Source organism: Bradyrhizobium sp. cir1, from assembly GCF_014198245.1.
Classification (GTDB): domain Bacteria; phylum Pseudomonadota; class Alphaproteobacteria; order Rhizobiales; family Xanthobacteraceae; genus Bradyrhizobium.
The window spans coordinates 1-22060 of the sequence record NZ_JACIHE010000035.1 but is presented as its reverse complement, the minus strand read 5'-3'; the positions used below and the strand labels follow the sequence as shown (position 1 = coordinate 22060).

Here is a 22060-nt window from a genome sequence, read left to right as displayed (position 1 = left end):
AAGCCGGGCGATGACAGTTGAGTGTGAGGCGAGAGCGAGCCGTCCAATCCCTACGCCAGCGTATGCACGATCACCGGCCCCGCCACGGCGCGGGCGTCGCCGGCGAGCAGCGGGCCGAGATCCTTCTCGATCCAGGCGATGGCGCGCTTGTTCGCCTCCTCGGCCTGCTCGAACTTGTCGAAGATCGAGATCGCGGTGACCGTGTCGTCGCCGGCATAGACGACGTAATAGGCGCGGAAACCCTCGACGTCGCTGATGATCGGAACGGCGCCGTCCTTAATGCGACGCGTCAGTTCTTCCGCACTCCCGCTTTTCGCCTTGGCCTGACGGATGGCGGCATACATGGCATCCTCCCCTTCCGGCTGTCTGGACTTTCGGGCCTAGTGCCCGGGAGGCGATGTTACGCCGAAGCGCGCCGCCGATCCACGCTTGGTTAACCCGGCACTAATCCGTCTCCGCGATCTGCAACCAACGGTTAAGCACGCCTCAACATCGCTGCCTTAGTCTCGCCTCACTCACTTTTCGCAAACAACGGCGGCCTATCCTGCCGGGCGAAGTGACATCAGGGGGTTCATCATGCGCATTGCGTTGCTGCTGACCGCGACCATTGTCGGCGCGCTCTTTGCCAATCCATCCAATGCCGGGTCGCTCGATGCCGACGCGGCGCAGCCGCTGCCGCCGGGCTTCCAGAGCTACCGCGGCTACATGTTCGACATCTCCGAGAACCGCGACCGCAAGGATGTGGACAAGCTCACCGAGAACCTGAAGAGCCAGATCGACGTCGTCGAAGGCGTCGGCCTCTCCCCGCGCGTGCTGCGCTTCTTCCACACCGTACCGATCGTCGCGAGCGAGCTGGCCTGCCTCGACGAAGGCGCCGCCACCGCCTGCTACGGCCGGGTCACGCCGGACATCCAACGCACCGCGCCCCGGACCCTGACGGTCTGGGATCCCGGCAAGCAGCGCTGGTCCAATCCCAATGCCGTCGACCTCGCGGTCGATTCGGGCCTCGGCGTGATCATGCTGCGGCCGGACATGATGCGCTACGAGAAGGAGGCGGTGCTGCTGCACGAGCTGCTGCACGCCTATCATGCGCGGCTTCTGCCGGACGGCTACGCCAACAAGGGCGTGATCGGCTATTATGCCCTGGCCAAGTCCAAGGACCAACTGCCCAAGGAATCCTACGCGCTGAAGAACCCCATGGAGTTCTTCGCCGTGACCGCCAGCATCTTCCTCTCGGGAAAGAGCGAATTCCACGACCCCAAATCGCGCGAGGTGCTCAAGGAGAAGATGCCGGACTATTACAAATACCTGGTCGGCGTGTTCGGCTTCGATCCCGATCCGGCAGCGTCGAGCGGCCCGGTTGCCTCGCTGAAGTGAGGGCGGAAACACCGTCAGGACACAAGGGCCGCGCAAAATGCGCGGCTTTTTTGTTTTGGGTACCGGAAGCTGCGGATGACGCCTGGCCGGGAATTGCCAAGGTGGGGCCCGATCTGCATAGTCCCGCCCGCATCGATACCGTTTTCGGAGAGGATAAGAGAACATGGCGGACGCCGACCTGGATGTCGTGATCCGGCAACTGGCCAGACAGCTGCATACGGGCCTGATGACCCGCGCCAAGGAGCGGCGGGATCGCTTCAACGGCCTCGCGGCCAAGGCCAAGGGCAAGGAGACCGGCGACCGCTTCAAGATGATGGCCAAGGCCACCATGGAGCAGGCGACCGCCGCCGCCAAGCGCCTGCAGATGTCCGCCGACAACGTCGCCGACAGCTACGCGCGGTCGATGCGCCTCGCCGCCAGCACGCCGGTTGCGGTGAAGGTGGAGAAGAAGGCGAAGGAAGAGAAGCCGGCGAAGAAGGCCAAGGCGAAGAAGGCGAAAGCCAAGAAAGCGAAGTAAGGCGCGGCTCGCGCGCTTCACCTCTCCCCGCTTGCGGGGAGAGGTCGGATCGCCCCCGGGCGATGCGAAGCATCGTCCGGCGCGATCCGGGTGAGGGGGTACAGATCTCGCGGCTGTCTGCCGTGTGGAGAGAGGCCCCTCACCCCAACCCTCTCCCCGTAAGAACGGGGAGAGGGAGAGAGACTTTCCCTACCGCCTTGGCACGGCGAGCGGCTCGGCGCTGGCGAGTTCGGCGAGCTTGGCGCGGGCGGCCTCGCGGGTGCGGACGTCCTTGCCGGCCGGAAGCGCGAGGGCGGATTCGAAATCGGCGCGCGCGTCGTCGATCTGGCCGCGGGCGAGGAATGCCAGACCGCGATCAAGGCGGGCTTGCGCGTCCGAGGGATCGAGGCGCACCGCCGTGTTGTAGCTCAGGATGGCGCGATCGAGATCGCCGGTGGCCGCGAGCGCGAGGCCGCGCTGGTGATAGGGCGCGGCGTGCTTGGGATCATGCGCGATCGCCTCGTCATAGTCCTCGATGGCCAGTTCCAGATCACCGTTGTGCCGGCGTGCGAGCGCGCGGTCGCGATAGAGCGAGGCGCGGTTGGGATTGAGATGGATGGCCTCGTCGAAATCCTCGATCGCACGACGAAAGTCGCCGTGGCGCAACGCGATCCGCCCGCGCCCCTCATAGGCAAAGGCGATCAGCGAGCCGCGCAGCGGCGAGAAGCCGATCACGGCCGCGCAGATGTCGGGATCGTCCTCGTCGCCGCAATTGACCACCATATGCGTGGACAGGCCGACGAGGACGGCCACGACGATCAGCAATGGTACGGCAACTCTGGTCATCTTCGACGGTGGCCAGCTGATGGCCGGCCACGCATCCCCTTTCGAAGGAACTGTCACGCCGAGGTGTTAGCACCGCTCCGGACAATTCTGTGTGCGCCAGCTCACAAAGCCCCGCGCAAATCCTGGACGGTTCCGTCAGCCCCAGGGACCAGGAGAAGGACCACGAGAAGGACCGCGCGAGGACGAGCGGCCCCACGGGCCTTGCGGCGGATAGTTCTCGTTGGCGCCGACCGACGGCGCCGCCTGCGCGCCGAGATCGGCCGCGAGCCTTTGCAGTGCGGCGATGCGGTTCTGCGTCGAGGGATGGGTGGCGAACAGATTGTCCACGCCATGGCCCGACAGCGGATTGATGATGAACATGTGCGCAGTCGCGGGATTCCGCTCGGCATCAAAGTTCGGCACTTGGTGCGCGGCGCCTTCGATCTTCACCAGCGCCGAGGCCAGCCACATCGGCTGTCCGACGATGCGCGCGCCGAGATCGTCGGCGGCATATTCGCGGGTGCGGCTGATCGCCATCTGCACCAGCATGGCGCCGAGCGGGGCGAGGATCATCATCAGGATCGAGCCGACGATGCCCGGTCCGTTGTTGTCGCGGTGGCCGCCGAAGAACATGCCGAACTGCGCGAGCATGGAGATGGCACCGGCGATCGTCGCGGTGATCGTCATCAACAGCGTGTCGTGATTTTTGATATGCGCAAGCTCGTGCGCGATCACGCCGGCGAGCTCCTCGCGGCTGAGCTGGTTCATCAGGCCGGTGGTGACGGCGACGGCGGCATTCTCGGGATTGCGGCCGGTCGCGAACGCATTGGGCTGTGCCTCGTCCATCAGGAACACCCGCGGCATCGGCAAGCCCGCGCGGCCCGCAAGCTCGGCGACGAGACCGACCAGCTCCGGCGCGGTCGAACGGTCGACCTCGTGGGCGCCGTACATCGAGAGCACCATGCGGTCGGAGTTCCAGTAGGTGAAGAGATTGGTCGCGGCCGCAATGACGAGCGCGATCATGGCACCGGAGGCTCCGCCAATCAGATAGCCCACGCCCATGAACAGGGCGGTGAGGCCTGCGAGCAGCATTGCGGTACGAAGATAGTTCATGGGCCGTCTCCTGGGGCGGCCGCGGGCAAGCCTCCGGCCGGCAACCCCCGAGGTATGAACGCAGCCTGATCCCGCAAGGTCATGCGTCGCCGGGACGCAGATGCATTGCCGTGCGGCCAACCTTTCTCTCCTCGCTAAACCTTGACCGGGATTTACGCAAAAACGCGCGTCGGCGCTTAGCAACCTGGAAAGCGCAGGCTCGGCAAAATTCGCGGTAACCGGGCACACCGCACGGTTGTTGCGCATTGCCCCGGTTCCGTTGACATTGCGTCAGCACGGTGACCGTCATGATCGATCGCTCTCGCGCCGCTTCCACCGATCCAGCAGCCGCTGCCCCGCCTCACGACAAGGAGGCCAGAGGCGATGCCAAGGGATTGCAGGAGGCGCTGCACGAGCAGCTGTTCGCCAATGACGAACCCGATCATTCGCCCGAGGCGCAGACGCCGGCGGAATCGCAGCGGCGCTGGTCGCACCTGCGACGTGGCGCCAAGATCGCCATCGGCCTTGCCATCCTTGCCGTGTTCGGCTGGTTGCCGCTGCGCGCGATATGGGAATATTCGAGTGTCGAGGCCGTGCTGAATTCCCGCCTCGTCACGCTGCGCGCGCCGATCGGCGGCCGTGTGGCAGCCGCGCAGCGCCTGACCGATCAGGCCAGGCTCGATGCCGGGACCGTGGTCCTGCGCGTGGTCAACTCGCGCGGCGATCGCACCCGGCTCGACGATCTCCGGCGACAGAAATCGCGCCTCGAGAACGAGCGGCCGAGCCTCGCCGCCAAGCTTGCCTCGGCGCAAGCCGCGCAAAAGGACCTGGCGCGGCAGGCCGCGCAGTTCCGCGACGGGCGGGTGCTGCAGCTCGAGGCCCGCATCGCGGAGATCCAGACCTCGATCGAGGCAGCCGCGGCGCGACGGGACGAGGCCAGCGCCGCCGTCGAGCGCGCCTCCTCACTGGCGAAAACCGGCAACGTCTCGACGGTCGAGCTGGCGCGGCTGACGCGCGAGCTTTCGGTGTCACAGCAGACCGAGCTCGGTGCTCGCAAACGACTGGACGCAGCCAAGGTGGAGCTCGCCGCGGCACGGAGCGGCTCCTTCCTCGGCGACAGCTACAATGACCGTCCGAGCTCGGTGCAGCGCGAGGAGGAGATGCGCCAGCGCGCCAGCGACCTCGAGGCCGATCTCGCACGCATCGACACCGAGATCGCCTGGCTCGGCAACGAAATCATCATCGAGGAGGTTCGCTTCGCCGATCTCTCCGAGGCCAACATCACGACACCCGTCGCAGGGCGCGTCTGGGAGATGATGACCTCGCCGGGCGAGGACGTGCAAGCCGGCCAGCCCCTGCTCAAGGTGCTCGATTGCAGCAGCGCCGTCATCACCGCGAACGTCACCGAGGGTGTCTACAACCGCCTGCAGCTCGGTGACCACGCAACATTCGAGCCGAACGATGGCGGCGCGCCGATCTCCGGCACCGTCGTCAATCTGACCGGCGCCGCCGGCGCGCCCGCCAATCTCGCCATCAATCCCGACGCGCTGAACAAGGAGCCGTTTCGCGTGACCGTTGCGCTTGCCGATGCCGCCGCCCACGGCTGCACGGTGGGACGCACCGGCCGCGTCGTGTTTGCAAGGCTCGAGACCGCGCCGTGACGGCGGCGCTGGCGCCCGGCCTGATCGCGCTCGGCGCCTTCATGGCGATCGTGCCGCTGCTCCGGCGCGACAGCACGATGGCGCGCTCGTTCCTGGCCATCGCGGCGCTGGTTCTCCTGCTGCGCTATCTCCACTGGCGCGTCACGGCAACACTTCCGCCGCCGCATCTCACAGTGGATGCCTTGATCGGCTATCCCTTCATGTTGCTGGAAGCGGCTTCGCTGGTTGCGGTCGCGCTGTCGCTGCTGTTCCTCAGTCGCACCCTCGACCGCACCAAGGCGGCCAGGATCGATGGCCGTGCCAGAGATCCGCGCGCGCCGCTGATCGACGTCTTCATCTGCACCTACAACGAGGAGCGATCGATCCTCGAGCGCACCATCATCGGTGCGACCGGCATGGAGTACGGCAACTACCGCGTCTGGGTGCTCGACGACGGAAGGCGGCCCTGGCTGCGGCGCCTTTCGGGCGAGCTCGGCTGCCACTACCTGACGCGGCCCGACAACCGCCACGCCAAGGCCGGCAACATCAATCATGCACTCCGGCATGTCGGCACGCTGCCGGAGCCGCCGCAATTCATCGCCGTTCTCGACGCCGATTTCGTACCGCGGCCCGACTTCCTCGCCCGGACCATCTCGCTGATGGATGATCCCTGGGTCGGCGTTGTGCAGACGCCGCAGCACTTCATCAATCCCGACCCGATCCAGACCAACCTTGCTGCAACCGACGTCTGGCCGGACGAGCAACGCTTCTTCTTCGACATCCTGCTGCCGGCCAAGGACGCCTGGGGCGTCGCCTTCTGCTGCGGCACCTCGTCGCTCATTCGCTATGACGGACTGGCGCGGATCGGCGGGTTTCCGACCGACTCGGTGACGGAGGATTATCTCGTCACGCTGCGCCTGAAGGAATGCGGCCTCAACACGATCTATCTCAACGAGCGGTTGACGATCGGGCTCGCGCCGGAGGGGCTCAAGGAATACATCACCCAGCGCGCCCGCTGGTGCCTCGGCCTGATGCAGATCGTGCGCGGCCGCAGCGGACCGCTGTCGCGGACGTCGAAGCTCTCCTTCATCGACCGCCTCTCGCTGGTCGATGCCTTCATGAGCTGGGCCGCGGTCTACACGTCGAAGGTGGCGGGCCTCGTAGTGCCCTGTCTGTTCCTGCTGTTCGGCATCAAGGCGGTCCGGGCCGACCTGACCGAGCTGCTGCGCTATTTCCTGCCGTTCTATGTCTGGCACGGTCTCACCATGGCCTGGCTGTCGCGCGGCCGCTCGCTCGCCATGATGACGGACGTGTCGCAACTCATCGCCGCGCCAGCGGTGCTGAAGGCGGTGGCAACCGGCCTGCTGAAGCCGAAAGGACACAAATTCAAGGTCACCGCGAAAGGCGGCGACCGTGACAGGCGATTCGTCGAATGGCCGCTGCTGCGGCTCTATGGCAGCGCGCTTGTCATCACGCTGGCGGCCATCGCCTACGCCTTCATCCTGCACCTGCGCGGCGAGAACATCGCCTATGGCGGGCTGGCGCTGGCCTGGAGCCTCTACAACGCGTTCATCCTCGCCGTGGTCTGCTTCGTCTGCATCGAGCAGCCGCGCAAGCGCAAGGCGGAGCGCTTCAACCGCAACGAACCGGTCCTGCTGCGTCAGGACGGCAGGTCGCATCTGGCGCGGCTCGCCGACATCTCCATCACCGGCGCGCGGCTGATCGATCCCGATCCGCCGGCGCCCGGCAGTACGATCGAATGCCGGATCTACGGCCGCTCGATCGCGGCGATCGTGGTGCGACGAACCGCGGATGGCTTCGCAGTGCGCTTCGAGGAAGGCATGGACACGCGCGTGCATGCGATCCGGGCGTTCTATGCCGGCGAGTATGTCCGCGCCTATCAGGGCGTCCGGGCGCTTCCGGTCGGAAAAGCGCTGCTGATGCGGCTGTTTGGATAGGCATGATCTTTTCGGAAAACCGCTTCGCACTTTTCCGGATCTTGCTTTAGACTTCGGACGAATCCACGCCCGCCCTCCCCGCCGGACCCCCTATGCTCCAGATCCGATTTGCGATCGCGGCCGTCGCGCTCCTCGCATGCTCCGCCACCGCCTTTGCCCAGTTCGCACCGCCGACCGCAAGGCCTGCGACGCCCAAGGCCACCGCACCCTCGCCGCGCGCGGCCTCGTGCCATAACGGCGCGAGCTTCGACCGCTTCCTCACTGAGGTGAAGCAACAGGCCGTCGCGGTCGGCGTATCGCAGCGGACGATTGCGGAGGCTTCCCCCTACCTCGTCTACGACCAGGGCATCGTCAACCGCGACCGCGGCCAGCGCGTATTCGGGCAGCTCTTCACCGAGTTCGCCGGACGCATGGCCGCGCCCTATCGCATGCAGAATGGCCAGCAGCACATCAAGCAGCACGCGGCCGCGTTCGCGCGCGCGGAGAAGGAATACGGCGTGCCGCCGGCGGTGATCGCCGCGTTCTGGGGCCTGGAGAGCGATTTCGGCGCCAACATGGGCAATCTGCCGACGCTGAAATCGCTGATCTCGCTCGCCTATGACTGCCGCCGCTCGGAGATGTTCGTGAACGAGACCATCGCCGCGCTGAAGGTCATCGACCGCGGCGATCTCACGCCCGACGAGATGATCGGCTCCTGGGCCGGCGAGCTCGGACAGACGCAATTCCTGCCGACACACTACGTCAACTACGCCGTCGATTACGACGGTGACGGACGGCGCGATCTCCTGCGCTCGGAGCCCGACGTGATCGGCTCGACCGCAAACTACATCGCCAACGGATTGAAATGGCGGCGCGGCGAGCCGTGGCTGGAAGAGATCAAGGTGCCGCAAAACCTGCCATGGGAGCAGACTGATCTCACCGTGCAGCAGCCGCGCTCGAAATGGGCGCAACTGGGCGTCACCTATCCCGACGGACGGCCGCTGCCGAATGACAATCTGCCGGCCTCCGTGCTGCTGCCGATGGGACGGAGCGGTCCCGCCTTCATGGCATATGCGAATTTCGCGGCCTACACCGAGTGGAATAACTCGCTGATCTATTCGACCACCGCGGGCTATCTCGCCACCCGCATCGCGGGCGCAGCCCCGATGCGCAAGCCCGCCACGCCGGTCGCGCAGCTGCCGTTCAATGAGCTCAAGCAATTGCAGCAGCTTCTGGTCCAGGCCGGCTTCAATGTCGGCAAGGTCGACGGCGTGCTCGGCCAGCAGAGCCGCGCCGCCGTGAAGGCGATGCAGATCAAGTTCGGCCTGCCGGCGGATTCCTGGCCGACCGCCGAGCTGCTCGCGCGGATGCGCGGCGGCACCGCGCAGGCGCAGCCGGCAGGAGTCGTACGGTAGAATTTTCGCATCGCACAAGACACTTGCGCGATTGTATTTTTCCATGAGGCTCCCATGTGAGTGGCTCAGGTTTCTCCTGAGATTTCTCACCATTGAAGCGAGCATCACATGTCCTTCTACGACGCCGTCGTCCCCGCCTATTTACAGATGCTGAACAGCGTGACCGGGCTGCTCACCAAAGCTGAGGCGCATTGCGCGGCCAGGAAGATCGATCCCAGCGTCCTGCTCGGCTCACGCCTCTTCCCGGACATGCTGCCGCTGTCGCGGCAGATCCAGCTGGTCAGCGACTATCCGACCAGAGGCTGTGCGCGGCTGACGCAAAGCGAGGTCCCCTCGACGCCCGACACCGAAACGAGCTTTGCGGAGTTGAAGCAGCGGCTGGCGAAGACGATCGACTATGTCAAATCCTTCAAGCCCGAGCAGTTTGAGGGCGCCGACGCCAAGGACGTCACCTTTCCGGTCGGCCCCGGCAAGACCATCACCATGACGGGACAGCAATTCCTGAGCTCGTTCTCGCTGCCGAACCTCTATTTCCACGCGGCGACAGCCCACGGCATCTTGCGTCACAACGGCGTCGAGATCGGCAAGCGCGATTTCCTCGGCGCGAACTGATTTGTGAAATCGCACGGCCGCGTAGCGGAATTCCGCTGTCCCGGCCGAAATTGCACATGAATCATGCTGCGCGGCCCGTGCCGCGCAGCTCGCCTGCACTTTCCGTATGGCTCATCCCTTGCGCCGATTGCCGCGATGCACAAGTGTTCCGGACCTCTCACCGCCTGGATGCATTCCCATGAGCCGTTCGACCAAATTGTTTGAGACTTACAAGCTCGGCCCGATCACGCTGGCCAACCGCCTCGTCATGGCGCCGCTAACGCGCAACCGCGCCGTTCCCGGCACGTTCGTACCCGGCGCGCTCGCTGCCGACTATTACGGCCAGCGCGCGTCCGCAGGCCTGCTGATCACCGAAGCGAGCCAGGTCTCGCAACAGGGCCAGGGCTACCAGGACACCCCCGGCATCTACAGCAAGGAGCAGGTCGCCGGCTGGCGAAAGGTCACCGACAAGGTGCATGAGCGCGGCGGCAAGATCTTCATCCAGCTCTGGCATGTCGGCCGCATCTCGCATGTCGATCTGCAGGCGAATGGCGCAGCGCCGGTGGCGCCGAGTGCGATCCGCGCCAAGGGCAAGACCTTCGTGAACGGCGGCTTCGCCGACGTCTCCGAGCCGCGCGCGCTCGAGCTTTCCGAAATTCCTGGAATCATCGACGACTTCAAGCGCGCCACCAGGAATGCGCTGGAAGCCGGTTTTGACGGCGTCGAGATCCACGGCGCCAACGGCTATCTGCTCGAGCAGTTCGCCAAGGACGGCGCCAACAAGCGCAACGACGCCTATGGCGGCTCGATCGAGAACCGCGCGCGGCTGATGCTCGAGGTCTCCAAGGCCGTCGTGGGCGAGGCCGGCGCCGATCGCACCGGCATCCGCATCTCGCCGGTCACGCCGGCCAACGACATCTCGGATTCCAACCCGCAAGCCCTGTACGACCACATCGTCGACGGACTCAGCGCGCTCAAGCTCGTCTATCTCCACGTGGTCGAGGGCGCCACCGGCGGGCCGCGCGACATTGCGCCGTTCGACTATGCGTCCTTGCGCAAGCGCTTTGCCGGCGCCTATGTCGCCAACAATGGCTACGATTTCGATCTCGCCACCAAGGTGCTGGACGCGAATGCGGCCGATCTCATCGCCTTCGGCAAGCCGTTCATCTCCAACCCCGACCTCGTCGAGCGCCTGAAGCAGGGCGCTGGCCTGAACGACTGGGACAAGAACACGTTCTACGGCGGCGGCGCCAAGGGCTACACGGATTATCCGACGCTGGCGGCCGAACCGGCGGAGTAACCACAGCGTCGCTCCATCCTCCGTCATTGCGAGGAGCCCTTGCGACGAAGCAATCCAGACTGCATCCGCGGAAAGACTCTGGATTGCTTCGCTGCGCTCGCAATGACGTGGGGAGACAGCGCGCCACAAGCGCAAAAGAAAAAAGGCCGGGATCGCTCCCGGCCTTTCGCATTTGATGACGTTACGCGCTGCTTACTTCGCTTCCGCGCGCTTCGGAGGAGTGGCGGGCCACGACTTGATCAGGGTGTCGTAGTCCACCGTCTCGCCCTTCGGCTTCTCGTTGGCGAGCTTGCGCTGCGGGGCGATGGTGCCGTCCTTCTGGGCCTTGGCGAACCAGTACTCGGCCGTCTCCTTCTTGTGCAGCTTCGGACCGCAGGCGCCCTGCACGCCGGACTTCTCCAGGCGCTCCATCACGGAGTCCTGGGCAGCGGCCAGAGCGTCCATCGCGGCTTGCGGCGTCTTCGCACCGGACGACGCATCGCCGATGTTCTGCCACCACAGCTGCGCGAGCTTCGGATAGTCGGGCACGTTGTTGCCGGTCGGGGTCCACTGCACGCGCGCGGGCGAGCGGTAGAACTCGATCAGGCCGCCGAGCTTCGGCGCACGCTCGGTGAACGACTTGTCCCAGATGTCGGATTCACGGATGAAGGTGAGACCGACATGGCTCTTCTTCAGGCTCACCGACTTGGAGATGATGAACTGGAGATAGAGCCAGGCCGCCTTGCGGCGATCCGCCGGGGTCGACTTCAGCAGGGTCACGGAGCCGGCGTCCTGATAGCCGAGCTTCATGCCTTCCTTCCAGTACGAGCCGTGCGGCGAGGGAGCCATACGCCATTTCGGCGTACCGTCCGCGTTCATCACGGCGATGCCGGGCTTCACCATGTCGGCGGTGAAGGCGGTGTACCAGAACATCTGCTGGGCGATGTTGCCCTGCGCCGGCACGGGACCGGCCTCAGAGAAGGTCATGCCCTGCGCCTGCGGCGGCGCGTATTTCTTCAGCCACTCGAGGTATTTGGTGATCGAGTAGACCGCGGCCGGACCGTTGGTATCGCCACCACGCTCGACCGAGGAGCCGACCGGGCGGCAGCCTTCCATGCGGATGCCCCACTCGTCGACCGGCAGACCGTTCGGAATGCCCTTGTCGCCGTTGCCGGCCATCGACAGCCAGGCGTCGGTGAAGCGCCATCCGAGCGAGGGGTCCTTCTTGCCATAGTCCATATGGCCGTAGACCTTGACGCCGTTGATCTCCTTGATGTCGTTGGTGAAGAACTCGGCGATGTCCTCATAGGCGGACCAGTTCACGGGCACGCCGAGCTCGTAGCCATACTTGGCCTTGAACTTGGCCTTGTAGTCGGGGTTGGTGAACCAGTCGTAGCGGAACCAGTAGAGGTTGGCGAACTGCTGGTCGGGCAGCTGATAGAGCTTGCCGTCCGGCCCCGTGGTGAACGACTTGCCGATGAAGTCGTTGACGTCGAGCATCGGATCGGTGACGTCCTTGCCCTCGCCGGTCATGTAGTCCGACAGGATCACGGTCTGGCCGTAACGGAAGTGCGTTCCGATCAGGTCGCTATCGTTGATCCAGCCGTCATAGACGTTCTTGCCGGACTGCATCTGGGTCTGCAGCTTCTCGACGACGTCACCTTCCTGGATGAGGTCGTGCTTGAGCTTGATGCCGGTGAGCTCGGAGAACGCCTTGGCCAGCGTCTGCGATTCATATTCGTGCGTCGTGATGGTCTCGGAGACGACGTTGATCTCCATGCCCTTGAACGGCTCGGCGGCCTTGGCGAACCACTCCAGCTCCTTCTTCTGCTCGTCCTTCGACAGCGTCGAGGGCTGGAATTCCGCAATCCACTTCTGGATCACGGCGTCGTCGGCGGCGCGAACCGGCGCCGAGACGGCGAACGACACTGCAACGATCGCAGCGGCGCTGGACATGGTCAGAAAACTATTCTTGGTCAATGGACCTTTCCTTCTCCTAAACTGTCGCATGTTGTTCCTCCGTTGCAGCGACAAACTTTTATACAGGCCCGGGTTGGTCCCGGATCTGGCCGTCCCTTCGCAAGCTTCAGACCGTGCGGAAAATGAGCGCGGCCGTGACCAGCGAAATTCCTGATGCGAGCCACAGGCTCGAAATCTCAAAGCCCTCCTCGCCGATCGGCAGCGTGGCGATCGCGTCGGTGCCGACGAGGCCGATCCAGAGCAAATGGATGACGGCCGCGGCGATCAGCGAGATGAACAGGCGGTCGCCGCGCGTGGTCGGAATACTGAGCACGCCGACACGCTCGGCCTCGGGGTAGACCGCGCCGAGCCACGTCATCACCGCCAGCGTGCAGGCGAGCGCGGCGAAGAAGATCGCCGTCGGCAGCGTCCAGGCCATCCATGCAATCGATTCCATTGATGCCTCCCCCTAGACGCGACCGAGCGCGAAGCCGCGCGCGATGTAGTTGCGGACGAACCAGATCACCAGCGCGCCCGGAATGATGGTGAGCACGCCGGCGGCGGCAAGCAGGCCCCAGTCCATGCCGGCCGCCGACACCGTGCGCGTCATGATCGCCGCGATCGGCTTGGCCTGCACCGAGGTCAGCGTACGCGCGAGCAGGAGCTCGACCCAGGAGAACATGAAGCAGAAGAAGGCGGCGACGCCGATGCCGCTCGCGATCAGCGGCACCAGGATCTTGATGAAGAAGCGCGGGAAGGAATAGCCGTCGAGAAAGGCGGTCTCGTCGATCTCGCGCGGCACGCCGGAGACGAAGCCTTCGAGGATCCACACCGCGAGCGGAACGTTGAAGATGCAATGCGCGAGCGCGACCGCCCAGGGCGTATCGAACAGCCCGATCGCCGAATAGAGGTTGAAGAACGGCAGCGCATAGACCGCCGCCGGCGCCATGCGGTTCGACAGCAGCCAGAAGAACAAATGCTTGTCGCCGAGGAAGCGGTAGCGCGAGAACGCGTAGGCCGCGGGCAGCGCCACCGAGATCGAGATGATGGTGTTGAGGACGACGTATTCCAGCGAATTGATGTAGCCGGAATACCAGCTCTCGTCGGTGAAGATGCGCTTGTAGTGCTGCAGCGTCGGAGTATGCGGCCACAGCGTCATCGTCGAGACGATCTCGCTGTTGGTCTTGAAGCTCATGTTGACCAGCCAGTAGATCGGCAGCAGCAGGAAGATCAGGAACAGCCCCATGATGAGGCGGCGGCCGGGAATCGAATGCATCAGGCCACTCCTTCCTTTGGCTTGAGCGCGGTCACCGGCTTGAGCGCGGCCGAAGGCTTCGGCTCCGCCGCCGGCTCGCTCGCTGCCTGAACTTTGCGTTCGACACCGGCATTGGTCATGACGGTGTAGAAGATCCAGCAGACGATCAGGATGATGAGGTTGTAGACCAGCGACAGCGCCGCGGCCTTGCCGAGATCGAACTGGCCGAGCGCGATCTTGACGAGCTCGATCGACACGAAGGTGGTGGAGTTGCCGGGCCCGCCGCCGGTGACGACGAACGGCTCGGTGTAGATCATGAAGCTGTCCATGAAGCGCAGCAGCACCGCGATCAGCAGCACACGGTTCATCTTCGGCAGCTGGATCGCCTTGAACACCGCCCAGCGCGAGGCGCCGTCGATCTGCGCCGCCTGGTAATAGGCATCCGGAATCGACTTCAAGCCGGCATAGCAGAGCAGCGCGACGAGGCTGGTCCAGTGCCAGACGTCCATCACGATGACCGTGACCCAGGCGTCGACCTCATTGGAGACGTAGTTGTAGTCGATGCCGATGGCGTTCAGCACATAGCCGAGCAGGCCGATGTCGGGCCGGCCGAAGATCTGCCAGATCGTGCCGACCACGTTCCATGGAATCAGCAGCGGCAGCGCGAGGATGATCAGGCAGGCCGCCACCGTCCAGCCCTCGCGCGGCATCGACAGCGCAACGACGATGCCGAGCGGCACCTCGATGGCGAGGATCACCAGCGAGAAGAACAGATTGCGGCCGAGCGAGGCGAGGAAGCGGCCGCCGAGATCGGTCGAGGGATCGAGCAATTCCTTGAACCAGCCGACACCGTTCCAGAAGAACTGGTTGTTGCCGAAGGTGTCCTGCATCGAATAGTTCACCACCGTCATCAGCGGCAGCACCGCCGAGAAGGCGACGACCAGGAACACCGGCAGCACCAGGAACCAGGCTTTTTGGTTGATGGTCTTGTCCATCAGGCGGCTCCCTCCACCAGAAGGCTGTCGGCATAGACGTGAACATGCGACGGATCGAATTTCAGCCCGGCATTACCGTCCGCGCTGGTAAAGCCCGCCGGCGCGCGCGCCGCGAGCTTGGCATCGCCGAGGCGCGTTCGCGCGAAGCGGATGCGGCCGAGGTCGTCGATGCGCTCGATCCTGGCCGTGAGCAGGCCGGGCGCGGGCGCGACCACCTCGACGAATTCGGGGCGCACGCCGATCTCGATTTTGGCGCCGGCCGGAAGGTTGTCGTAGCTGCGGTTCAGCGCGATGACGTGGCCGTCGATCAGCGCCTCGCGTCCCCTCACCTCCGCCGGCAAGATGTTCATGCCGGGCGAGCCGATGAAATAGCCGACGAAGGTATGCGCCGGCTTGTCGAACAGCTCGGCCGGCGTGCCGCTCTGCACGACACGGCCGTCATGCATGACGACAACGGTGTCGGCGAAGGTCAGTGCCTCGGTCTGATCGTGGGTGACGTAGATCATCGTGAGGTCGAGCTCACGATGCAGCGCTTTCAGCTTGGACCGGAGCTGCCATTTCAGCTCGGGATCGATCACGGTGAGCGGTTCGTCGAACAGCACGGCAGCGACGTCGTTGCGCACGAGGCCACGGCCGAGCGAGATCTTCTGCTTGGCGTCGGCGGTCAGGCGCGTGGCCTTGCGGTTCAGATAGGGCTCGAGGTCGAGCAGGCGGCCGATCTCGGCGACGCGCCTGTCGATATCGGCCTGCGGCACGCCGCGGTTCTTCAACGGAAACGCCAGGTTCTGCCCCACCGTCATGGTGTCGTAGATCACCGGAAACTGGAACACCTGGGCGATGTTGCGCTTCTGGGTTGACAGCGGCGTGATGTCCTTGCCGTCGAACAGGATCTTCCCCCGCGACGGCGTGATGATGCCGGATATGACGTTGAGCAGCGTAGTCTTCCCACAGCCGGACGGGCCAAGCAACGCGTAGGCGCCGCCCTGCCGCCAGGTCATGGTGACGGGCTTCAGCGCAAAGCTCTCCTGCGGTGCATCATTGCCTCCGTAGGAGTGAGCGAGATCGACAAGGTCAATGCGGGCCATCGCGCATCTCCCCTTACGAGCCCGGTGCCGCGACCAAACGGTCGGCGGCATCGAAGACGAAAACATCATTGGGATCGAGCACGGCGTCGATAGTCTGGCCCGGCTCGAACTCATGCACGCCGTGCAGCACCGCCACCCAGTTCGATCCGTCGCGGGTCAAATGCACAAAGCTCTCCGAACCGGTGATCTCGGTCACCGTCACCGTGGCATGGAAGGCGTGGCGATCGGCCTCGCCGTTGGCAAGGGCGAGCTGATGGGCGCGGAAGCCGACGCGATAGGCGCCGTCGGCGAGCGACGAATAGAGTCCCGAGGCGGGCGAAGCCGTGCCGCCGGCATATTGAACCGAGCCGTTCTTCTTCTCGATGCCGACAAGGTTGAGCGGCGGATCGGAAAACACCTGCGCGACGCGAAGCGTCTGCGGACGGCGGTAGACGTTGGCGGTCTCGCCCATCTGCAGCGCCCGGCCCTCCCACATGCACACCGTGTTGCCGCCGAGCAGCAGCGCTTCGGTCGGTTCGGTGGTGGCATAGACGAAGATCGCGCCGGAGGCCTCGAAGATGCGCGGCAGCTCGGCGCGCAGCTCCTCGCGGAGCTTGTAGTCGAGATTGGCGAGCGGCTCGTCGAGCAGCACGAGATCGGCGTCCTTGACCAGTGCGCGCGCAATCGCGGTGCGCTGCTGCTGGCCGCCGGAGAGCTGGAGCGGAGTACGCTTCAGGAACGGCTCGAGCCGCAGCAGCTTTGCCGCCTGCGCCACGCGCGCCTCGATCTCCTCGCGCGGCTTGCCCTGCACGCGCAAAGGCGAAGCGATGTTCTCGTAGACCGTGAGCGAGGGGTAGTTGATGAACTGCTGATAGACCATCGCGACCGAACGCTGGCGCACGTCGGCGCCGGTGACGTCCTTGCCATTGACCAGCACCCTGCCCGTGGTCGGCTTGTCGAGGCCGGCGAGCAGCCGCATGATCGAGGTCTTGCCCGACAGCGTCGGCCCGAGCAGCACGTTGAGCGTGCCGCTCTCGAGCGTCAGCGAGACGTCGCGGATGTGCTCGCTACCGTCGACGGTCCGGGTCACGTGATCGAGGGTCACGGTCATGAGCGTCCTCCCGCTTCCAGCAGGGGACTTTGCGACACGGCGTGGGCCCTGATCCAGTCGTCAAGCGCCGCGATCTCGTCGGCAGATAGTCGCAGGCCGAGCTTGGAACGGCGCCAGACGATGTCCTCGGCGGTGACGGCCCATTCGTTGGCCATGAGGTAGCGGACCTCGCGCTCGGTCAGCGTGGCACCGAAGGCCTGGCCGAGATCCGCGGCCGATTTCGCATCGCCGAGCAGCTTGATGGCGCGGGTGCCATAGGCGCGCGCCAGGCGCCGTGCATGCTCATGGCCGAGGAAGGGATAGCCGCGCTGCAGCTCCACGATCAAGCCGTCGATATCGGACACGTTCATGTCGCCGCCGGGCAGCGGCCATTTGCCGGTCCAGCCCTCGCGTGCTTTCGCACTGCGGAGATAGGGCGAAAGCCGCTCCAGCGCCTCCTCGGCGAGGCGGCGGTAGGTCGTGATCTTGCCGCCATAGATCGACAGCAGCGGCACCCCGCCGGGCGTGTCGAGCTCGAACACGTAGTCGCGCGTTGCGGCCTTGGCTTCGCTGGCGCCGTCGTCATAGAGCGGACGCACGCCCGAATAGGTCCAGACCACGTCGTCGGGCGTCACGGGCTTGGCCAGATATTCGCTGGCCGCCTTGCAGAGATATTCGATCTCCTCCGGTGTCGCCTTCACCTTGGCAGGATCGCCGTCATAGTCGCGGTCGGTGGTGCCGATCAGCGTAAAGTCGTCCTGGTACGGGATCACGAAGATGATGCGGCCGTCGGCATTCTGGAACATGTAAGCGCGGTCGTGGTCGTAGAGCTTCTTGACCACGATGTGCGAGCCCTGCACCAAGCGCACCTTGGCTTTCGCATTCACGCCGGCGCCGCGGCCGAGCACATCCTCGACCCAGGGGCCGCCGGCATTGACCAGAGCCCGCGCCCGGACCTGCGAACGCTCGCCGGTCAGGGAGTTGAGCATGCTGACGGTCCAGACGCCGTCGGCCTGGCGGATCTCGGTGGCGCGGGTGCGGGTGCGGATCTCGGCGCCCTTGTCGGCGGCATCGCGCGCGTTGAGCACGACGAGACGGGCGTCGTCGACGAAGCAGTCGGAATATTCGAACGCGCGGCTGTAGCGGTTCGGGATCAGCGGCTTGCCGACCTCGTCGCGCTTGAGATCGACCGAGCGCGTGGCAGGCAGCAGATGGCGGCCGCCGATGTGGTCATAAAGGAAGAGGCCGAGGCGCAGCAGCCAGGCGGGGCGCAAGCCGGCGTGATGCGGCAAGACGAAACGCAGGGGGCGGATGATGTGGGGCGCGATGCCCCAGAGAATCTCGCGCTCGATCAGCGCCTCGCGGACCAGCCGAAACTCGTAATATTCGAGATAGCGCAGGCCGCCATGCACCAGCTTGGTCGACCAGGACGAGGTCCCGCTCGCCAGATCATTCATTTCGCACAGGAAAACCGTGTTGCCGCGGCCCACCGCGTCGCGCGCGATGCCGCAGCCGTTAACACCGCCTCCAATGATGGCGAGATCGAAAATACGCTCCAACAGACGCATCCCCCGGCGACCGCCCGTTCCGTCGAGCGGCTACTTTCGTTTTTGATTAGATCACACCGAAAAACGAAAGCAAGATGAAAGAGAGGCGAAAGGAAGTGAAAGAGGAACTTTTTTCAACGCCATTTCGGCGTAGAAATCGGCATGAGAACGGGCAGGCTTGGAACAAACGGCCTGATTGATCGGCATGACTTGCCCCACACGCACCGAAGACCTTGAATGTAGCAACATGTCTACATATAGTTTTGCCAGCACAGGATTGTTGCGGCAAGGACGCGCTGACGATGGTGACCACCCTGACCAGCCGAGAATTCAACCAGGATACGAGTGGGGCCAAGAAGGCGGCCTCGCAGGGACCCGTCTTCATTACAGATCGGGGCCGCCCGGCCCATGTCCTGCTGACGATCGAGGATTATCTGCGCCTGAGTGGCGGGCACATGAGTCTTGCCGAAGCTCTGGCGCAGGCGAACGCGGACTTTGATTTCGATCCGCCTCGGATAGCCGGCAAAATTTCCAGGCCCGCCGATCTCGATTGATGTTTCTGCTGGACACCGATGTCATTTCCGAACTGAGGCGGCCGGACAAGGCTGATCGCAATGTGCTCGCCTGGGCCAATGCTGTGCCTGCGGCGAATTTTTTTATGTCCGCCATCTCGATTCTTGAAATTGAACTTGGCGCGCGCCTGATCGAGCGCAAAGATGCAGTGCAAGGTGCCGTCCTGCGCGCCTGGATCAACGATCAAATTCTGACCCTCTTCGACGGGCGGATCCTGGTGATCGATACGGCCGTGGCGCAGCGCTGTGCACAACTCCACGTGCCCAACCCGCGGGCTGAACGCGACGCGCTCATTGCAGCAACCGCGCTCGTTCACGGCTTGACCGTTGTTACGCGCAATGTGGGCGATTTCGAACCAACGGGCGTCCCGCTGCTCAACCCGTGGGACGACGCTTAAGCCCCTATCTCAGCCGCACCACCGGCGCGGCTTCCTGGGCATCGGCCGGCGGATCATCGATGTCGGCTCCCTTCGGCATCGCCTCGACCACCTCGATGCCCTTGCTGTGGCAGATGGTGGCGAGGCGCTCGGGCAGCTCCTGGTCGGTGACGAAGGTCTGGATCTGGGTGATGTGGGCGATGCGCACCGGCGCACTGCGGCGGAGCTTTGTGGAATCGGCGACCAGCATGACGCTGCGGGCATTGGCGATGATGGCCTGCGCCACCTGCACCTCGCGATAATCGAAGTCGAGCAGCGCGCCCTCCTCGTCGATCGCGGACGCACCGATGATGGCGTAGTCGACCTTGAACTGTCCGATCAGCTGCGTCGCGGTCGAGCCGACCACGGCACCATCGGCGCGCCGCACCGTGCCGCCGGCGACCACCACCTCGATGCGGGGATGGCGGTACAGCAGCATCGCGACATTGAGGTTGTTGGTGATGACGAGCAGATCCTCATGCGAGGTCAGCGCGCTCGCGACCTCCTCGGTCGTGGTGCCGATGTTGATGAAGAGCGAGCAGCCGTTCGGGATCAGCGAGGCGGCGGCGGCCCCGATCGCCTTTTTCTCGTCGGCGGCGACGAAGCGGCGCGCCTCATAGGCGAGGTTCTCCACGCCGGAGGCGATGATGGCGCCGCCGTGGATGCGGGTCAGCGATCTCCGCTCGCAGAGATCGTTGAGATCCTTGCGGATGGTCTGCGCCGAGACCTCGAACCGGCGCGCGAGCTCCTCGACCATGACACGGCCGGAGGCCCGCGCGATGTTGAGGATTTCAGCTTGGCGATGGGTCAATCCGGTCACGGCAACGGCCTCAAATCAGAATGATGTATGGTGCGGCGGTTCGCGCCTTCGGTCAATGCGCGCGCCGATCACGGTTAACGGATGAAGCGACCTCACCACGCCATTTCTTACCAAGTCATTTCTTACCAAGTCATGGCGCTCGCAAGACGCGCGAGCAGCGCCGGATCGTCGAAGGCGCTGGCGGAGGTGACCGCGCCTGATGCAACCAGATCGGCATGGCTGAGGCTGGTCCGGATGCCGACGGTCGGAATTCCGGCCGCCGTGGCGGATTGCACGCCGGTGCGAGAGTCCTCGAACGCGATCGAGGCCTCCGGCCTCGCGCCGACGAAACGCAGCCCTTCCTGATAGGGCAGCGGGTGCGGCTTGCCGTGCGGCAGCTCGGCGCCGATCACGAGCGCCTTGAAGCGATGCGTGATGCCGAGGCCGGAGAGCAGCAGCTCGGCGTTGAGACGCGGCGCATTGGTCACGGCGACCATGGGGATGCCGGCGCGGTCGGCCCGATCGAGCAGCGCCATCAGGCCCGGCAGCGGTGCGATCTGCCCGGCCACCAGCGTGCGGAAGACCTCCTCCTTCTCATCCAGGATCAGGGCGCGCCGCTCCGGCGCCTCGTCGGGCAGAAAGCGCTCGCCGATCGCGACATTGGCGAAGCCTTGCAGCTCCCTGGAGAAGCGTGCGTGATCGAAGACATGTCCGTGAGGGCCGAGCACCTGGTTGAAAGCCTTCAGGTGCAACGGATCGGTGTCGGCGAGCGTGCCGTCGATGTCGAACAACAACGCCCTGCCCATCGTCTCCGTTTTTGCTTCGATCATGTCCGTACTTTCCCAAATGCGCGGCGCATCGATGCGCGAGACGTATCAATATGGCCTCGATCACGCAATGACGCATCCACATGACCACGACGTGACACTCGACAAAGTCGCGCGCGACTGCAACACTCGGTGCAAGATCAAAAAGGAGGAAACGATGACGATCAACCGACGCGATCTGGCTCTCTCGACTCTGGCCGTCCCGGCTCTTGCGGTCTCCGCGCTTGCTCTCGCCACGCCGGCGCTGGCCGCTTCAGCAGACGAGGACGCCGTGGCGAAGAAGGTCGAGGCCTTCCGCCTCGCCCAGATCGCGGCCGACCCGAAGGCGCTCGGCGCGCTGTGCTGGGACGATCTGAGCTACAGCCATTCCAGCGGCAAGGTCGAAGACAAGGCGACCTTCATCACCAACGCCACCGACGGCAAATCAAAATTCCTGTCGATCGAATACAAGGACCCAACCATCAAGGTCGTCGGCCCCGCGGCGATCGTGCGCTTCCACTGGTTGGGGGAACAGGAAATGGCAGCCGATGGGAAAAAAGTATCGACCAACCTTCACATCCTGATGAACTGGCAGAAGCAGGGCGACGAGTGGAAGCTCTTGTCGCGGGCAGCGACGAAGTTGTGATGACACCTCTTGCCCTCTCCCCCTCGCGGGCAGGGCTATCGCATACGTGAAGAAGAGTAGCGGATAGCTCGCCCACAACGCATCCTTCGAGACGCCCGCCGATGGCGGGCCCTCAGGATGAGGACGGAGTTCGCGGCAGCAGTTTCAACAGGCACCGACGCCGATTAGCCTCATCCTGAGAGCGTGAGAATGATTCGCTTTTGTCGGGCGAGTTTCACCATAATAGGCGAGAAGGCAGCGAGCGTGGGCGATGCGGTTG

General features: G+C 64.6%; 23 protein-coding genes. 10 read left to right on the top strand and 13 right to left on the bottom strand.

Translation table 11 applies throughout. From position 1 onward, the window contains the following. Window positions 1-50 precede the first annotated feature (50 nt). On the bottom strand, window positions 51-344 hold the full coding sequence (locus GGD63_RS36745) for an antibiotic biosynthesis monooxygenase (protein WP_018648871.1): 294 nt from the start codon (window positions 342-344) through the stop codon (window positions 51-53). 232 nt (window positions 345-576) lie between these two features. On the opposite strand from GGD63_RS36745, the gene GGD63_RS36740 reads away from it, so the two are divergent. Both GGD63_RS36740 and GGD63_RS36735 read left to right on the top strand, forming a co-directional pair. After that, the gene (locus GGD63_RS36740; protein WP_183249712.1) at window positions 577-1377 is read left to right on the top strand and encodes a hypothetical protein; all 801 of its coding nucleotides are present in this window, start codon (window positions 577-579) and stop codon (window positions 1375-1377) included. 163 nt (window positions 1378-1540) lie between these two features. Then, a complete protein-coding gene (locus GGD63_RS36735) occupies window positions 1541-1894 on the top strand; it encodes a hypothetical protein (RefSeq protein ID WP_183249710.1) in 354 nt (117 codons plus the stop codon). A gap of 189 nt (window positions 1895-2083) precedes the next feature. Here the strand turns inward: GGD63_RS36735 and GGD63_RS36730 are convergent, their stop codons facing one another. Continuing rightward, window positions 2084-2719, bottom strand: a complete 636-nt coding sequence (locus GGD63_RS36730) for a tetratricopeptide repeat protein (RefSeq protein ID WP_183249708.1) — start codon at window positions 2717-2719, stop codon at window positions 2084-2086. Window positions 2720-2854: 135 nt separating this feature from the next. Further along, window positions 2855-3811 carry a zinc metalloprotease HtpX gene (gene htpX / locus GGD63_RS36725; protein ID WP_183249706.1) on the bottom strand — a complete coding sequence of 319 codons (957 nt, stop codon included), beginning with the start codon at window positions 3809-3811 and terminating at the stop codon, window positions 2855-2857. Window positions 3812-4098: 287 nt separating this feature from the next. Here htpX and GGD63_RS36720 point away from each other — a divergent pair, with 287 nt between their 5' ends. The 5 genes from GGD63_RS36720 to GGD63_RS36700 all read left to right on the top strand — a co-directional run bounded on the left by GGD63_RS36720 (window position 4099) and on the right by GGD63_RS36700 (window position 10673). Next, window positions 4099-5451: an HlyD family secretion protein gene (locus tag GGD63_RS36720; protein WP_183249704.1), complete on the top strand. Its 1353-nt coding sequence runs from the start codon at window positions 4099-4101 to the stop codon at window positions 5449-5451. Next, window positions 5448-7388 carry a glycosyltransferase gene (locus tag GGD63_RS36715; protein WP_183249702.1) on the top strand — a complete coding sequence of 647 codons (1941 nt, stop codon included), beginning with the start codon at window positions 5448-5450 and terminating at the stop codon, window positions 7386-7388. The genes GGD63_RS36720 and GGD63_RS36715 overlap by 4 nt, the downstream gene beginning before the upstream one ends. A gap of 92 nt (window positions 7389-7480) precedes the next feature. Next, a complete protein-coding gene (locus GGD63_RS36710; RefSeq protein WP_183249700.1) occupies window positions 7481-8782 on the top strand; it encodes a lytic murein transglycosylase in 1302 nt (433 codons plus the stop codon). A 108-nt stretch (window positions 8783-8890) separates the two neighbouring features. Continuing rightward, window positions 8891-9394 carry a DUF1993 family protein gene (locus GGD63_RS36705; RefSeq protein WP_183249698.1) on the top strand — a complete coding sequence of 168 codons (504 nt, stop codon included), beginning with the start codon at window positions 8891-8893 and terminating at the stop codon, window positions 9392-9394. 178 nt (window positions 9395-9572) lie between these two features. Continuing rightward, window positions 9573-10673, top strand: a complete 1101-nt coding sequence (locus tag GGD63_RS36700) for an alkene reductase (protein WP_183249696.1) — start codon at window positions 9573-9575, stop codon at window positions 10671-10673. A gap of 192 nt (window positions 10674-10865) precedes the next feature. Here the strand turns inward: GGD63_RS36700 and GGD63_RS36695 are convergent, their stop codons facing one another. The 8 genes from GGD63_RS36695 to GGD63_RS40690 all read right to left on the bottom strand — a co-directional run bounded on the left by GGD63_RS36695 (window position 10866) and on the right by GGD63_RS40690 (window position 18769). After that, a complete protein-coding gene (locus tag GGD63_RS36695; RefSeq protein ID WP_183249763.1) occupies window positions 10866-12608 on the bottom strand; it encodes an ABC transporter substrate-binding protein in 1743 nt (580 codons plus the stop codon). A 130-nt stretch (window positions 12609-12738) separates the two neighbouring features. Continuing rightward, the gene (locus tag GGD63_RS36690) at window positions 12739-13068 is read right to left on the bottom strand and encodes a DUF2160 domain-containing protein (RefSeq protein ID WP_183249694.1); all 330 of its coding nucleotides are present in this window, start codon (window positions 13066-13068) and stop codon (window positions 12739-12741) included. A 12-nt stretch (window positions 13069-13080) separates the two neighbouring features. Beyond that, on the bottom strand, window positions 13081-13887 hold the full coding sequence (locus GGD63_RS36685; protein ID WP_183249692.1) for a carbohydrate ABC transporter permease: 807 nt from the start codon (window positions 13885-13887) through the stop codon (window positions 13081-13083). Next, window positions 13887-14861: a carbohydrate ABC transporter permease gene (locus GGD63_RS36680; protein ID WP_183249691.1), complete on the bottom strand. Its 975-nt coding sequence runs from the start codon at window positions 14859-14861 to the stop codon at window positions 13887-13889. The genes GGD63_RS36685 and GGD63_RS36680 overlap by 1 nt, the downstream gene beginning before the upstream one ends. Next, window positions 14861-15946 carry an ABC transporter ATP-binding protein gene (locus GGD63_RS36675; protein ID WP_183249688.1) on the bottom strand — a complete coding sequence of 362 codons (1086 nt, stop codon included), beginning with the start codon at window positions 15944-15946 and terminating at the stop codon, window positions 14861-14863. Before GGD63_RS36675 ends, GGD63_RS36680 begins: the two co-directional genes overlap by 1 nt. A gap of 13 nt (window positions 15947-15959) precedes the next feature. After that, window positions 15960-17036 carry an ABC transporter ATP-binding protein gene (locus GGD63_RS36670; protein ID WP_183249685.1) on the bottom strand — a complete coding sequence of 359 codons (1077 nt, stop codon included), beginning with the start codon at window positions 17034-17036 and terminating at the stop codon, window positions 15960-15962. Continuing rightward, window positions 17033-18583, bottom strand: coding sequence for a glycerol-3-phosphate dehydrogenase (gene glpD, locus GGD63_RS36665; RefSeq protein WP_183249683.1), 1551 nt, complete (start codon window positions 18581-18583; stop codon window positions 17033-17035). Before glpD ends, GGD63_RS36670 begins: the two co-directional genes overlap by 4 nt. 51 nt (window positions 18584-18634) lie before the next feature. After that, window positions 18635-18769 carry a hypothetical protein gene (locus GGD63_RS40690; protein ID WP_283812022.1) on the bottom strand — a complete coding sequence of 45 codons (135 nt, stop codon included), beginning with the start codon at window positions 18767-18769 and terminating at the stop codon, window positions 18635-18637. 95 nt (window positions 18770-18864) lie between these two features. Here GGD63_RS40690 and GGD63_RS36660 point away from each other — a divergent pair, with 95 nt between their 5' ends. Beyond that, the gene (locus GGD63_RS36660; protein WP_183249681.1) at window positions 18865-19116 is read left to right on the top strand and encodes a type II toxin-antitoxin system prevent-host-death family antitoxin; all 252 of its coding nucleotides are present in this window, start codon (window positions 18865-18867) and stop codon (window positions 19114-19116) included. Then, the gene (locus tag GGD63_RS36655; RefSeq protein WP_183249679.1) at window positions 19116-19532 is read left to right on the top strand and encodes a type II toxin-antitoxin system VapC family toxin; all 417 of its coding nucleotides are present in this window, start codon (window positions 19116-19118) and stop codon (window positions 19530-19532) included. The genes GGD63_RS36660 and GGD63_RS36655 overlap by 1 nt, the downstream gene beginning before the upstream one ends. 4 nt (window positions 19533-19536) lie before the next feature. Here the strand turns inward: GGD63_RS36655 and GGD63_RS36650 are convergent, their stop codons facing one another. Both GGD63_RS36650 and GGD63_RS36645 read right to left on the bottom strand, forming a co-directional pair. Then, window positions 19537-20370: a DeoR/GlpR family DNA-binding transcription regulator gene (locus GGD63_RS36650; RefSeq protein WP_183249677.1), complete on the bottom strand. Its 834-nt coding sequence runs from the start codon at window positions 20368-20370 to the stop codon at window positions 19537-19539. A gap of 122 nt (window positions 20371-20492) precedes the next feature. After that, window positions 20493-21179 carry an HAD family phosphatase gene (locus GGD63_RS36645; RefSeq protein ID WP_183249675.1) on the bottom strand — a complete coding sequence of 229 codons (687 nt, stop codon included), beginning with the start codon at window positions 21177-21179 and terminating at the stop codon, window positions 20493-20495. Window positions 21180-21333: 154 nt separating this feature from the next. On the opposite strand from GGD63_RS36645, the gene GGD63_RS36640 reads away from it, so the two are divergent. After that, window positions 21334-21801: a nuclear transport factor 2 family protein gene (locus GGD63_RS36640; RefSeq protein WP_183249760.1), complete on the top strand. Its 468-nt coding sequence runs from the start codon at window positions 21334-21336 to the stop codon at window positions 21799-21801. Window positions 21802-22060 lie beyond the last annotated feature (259 nt).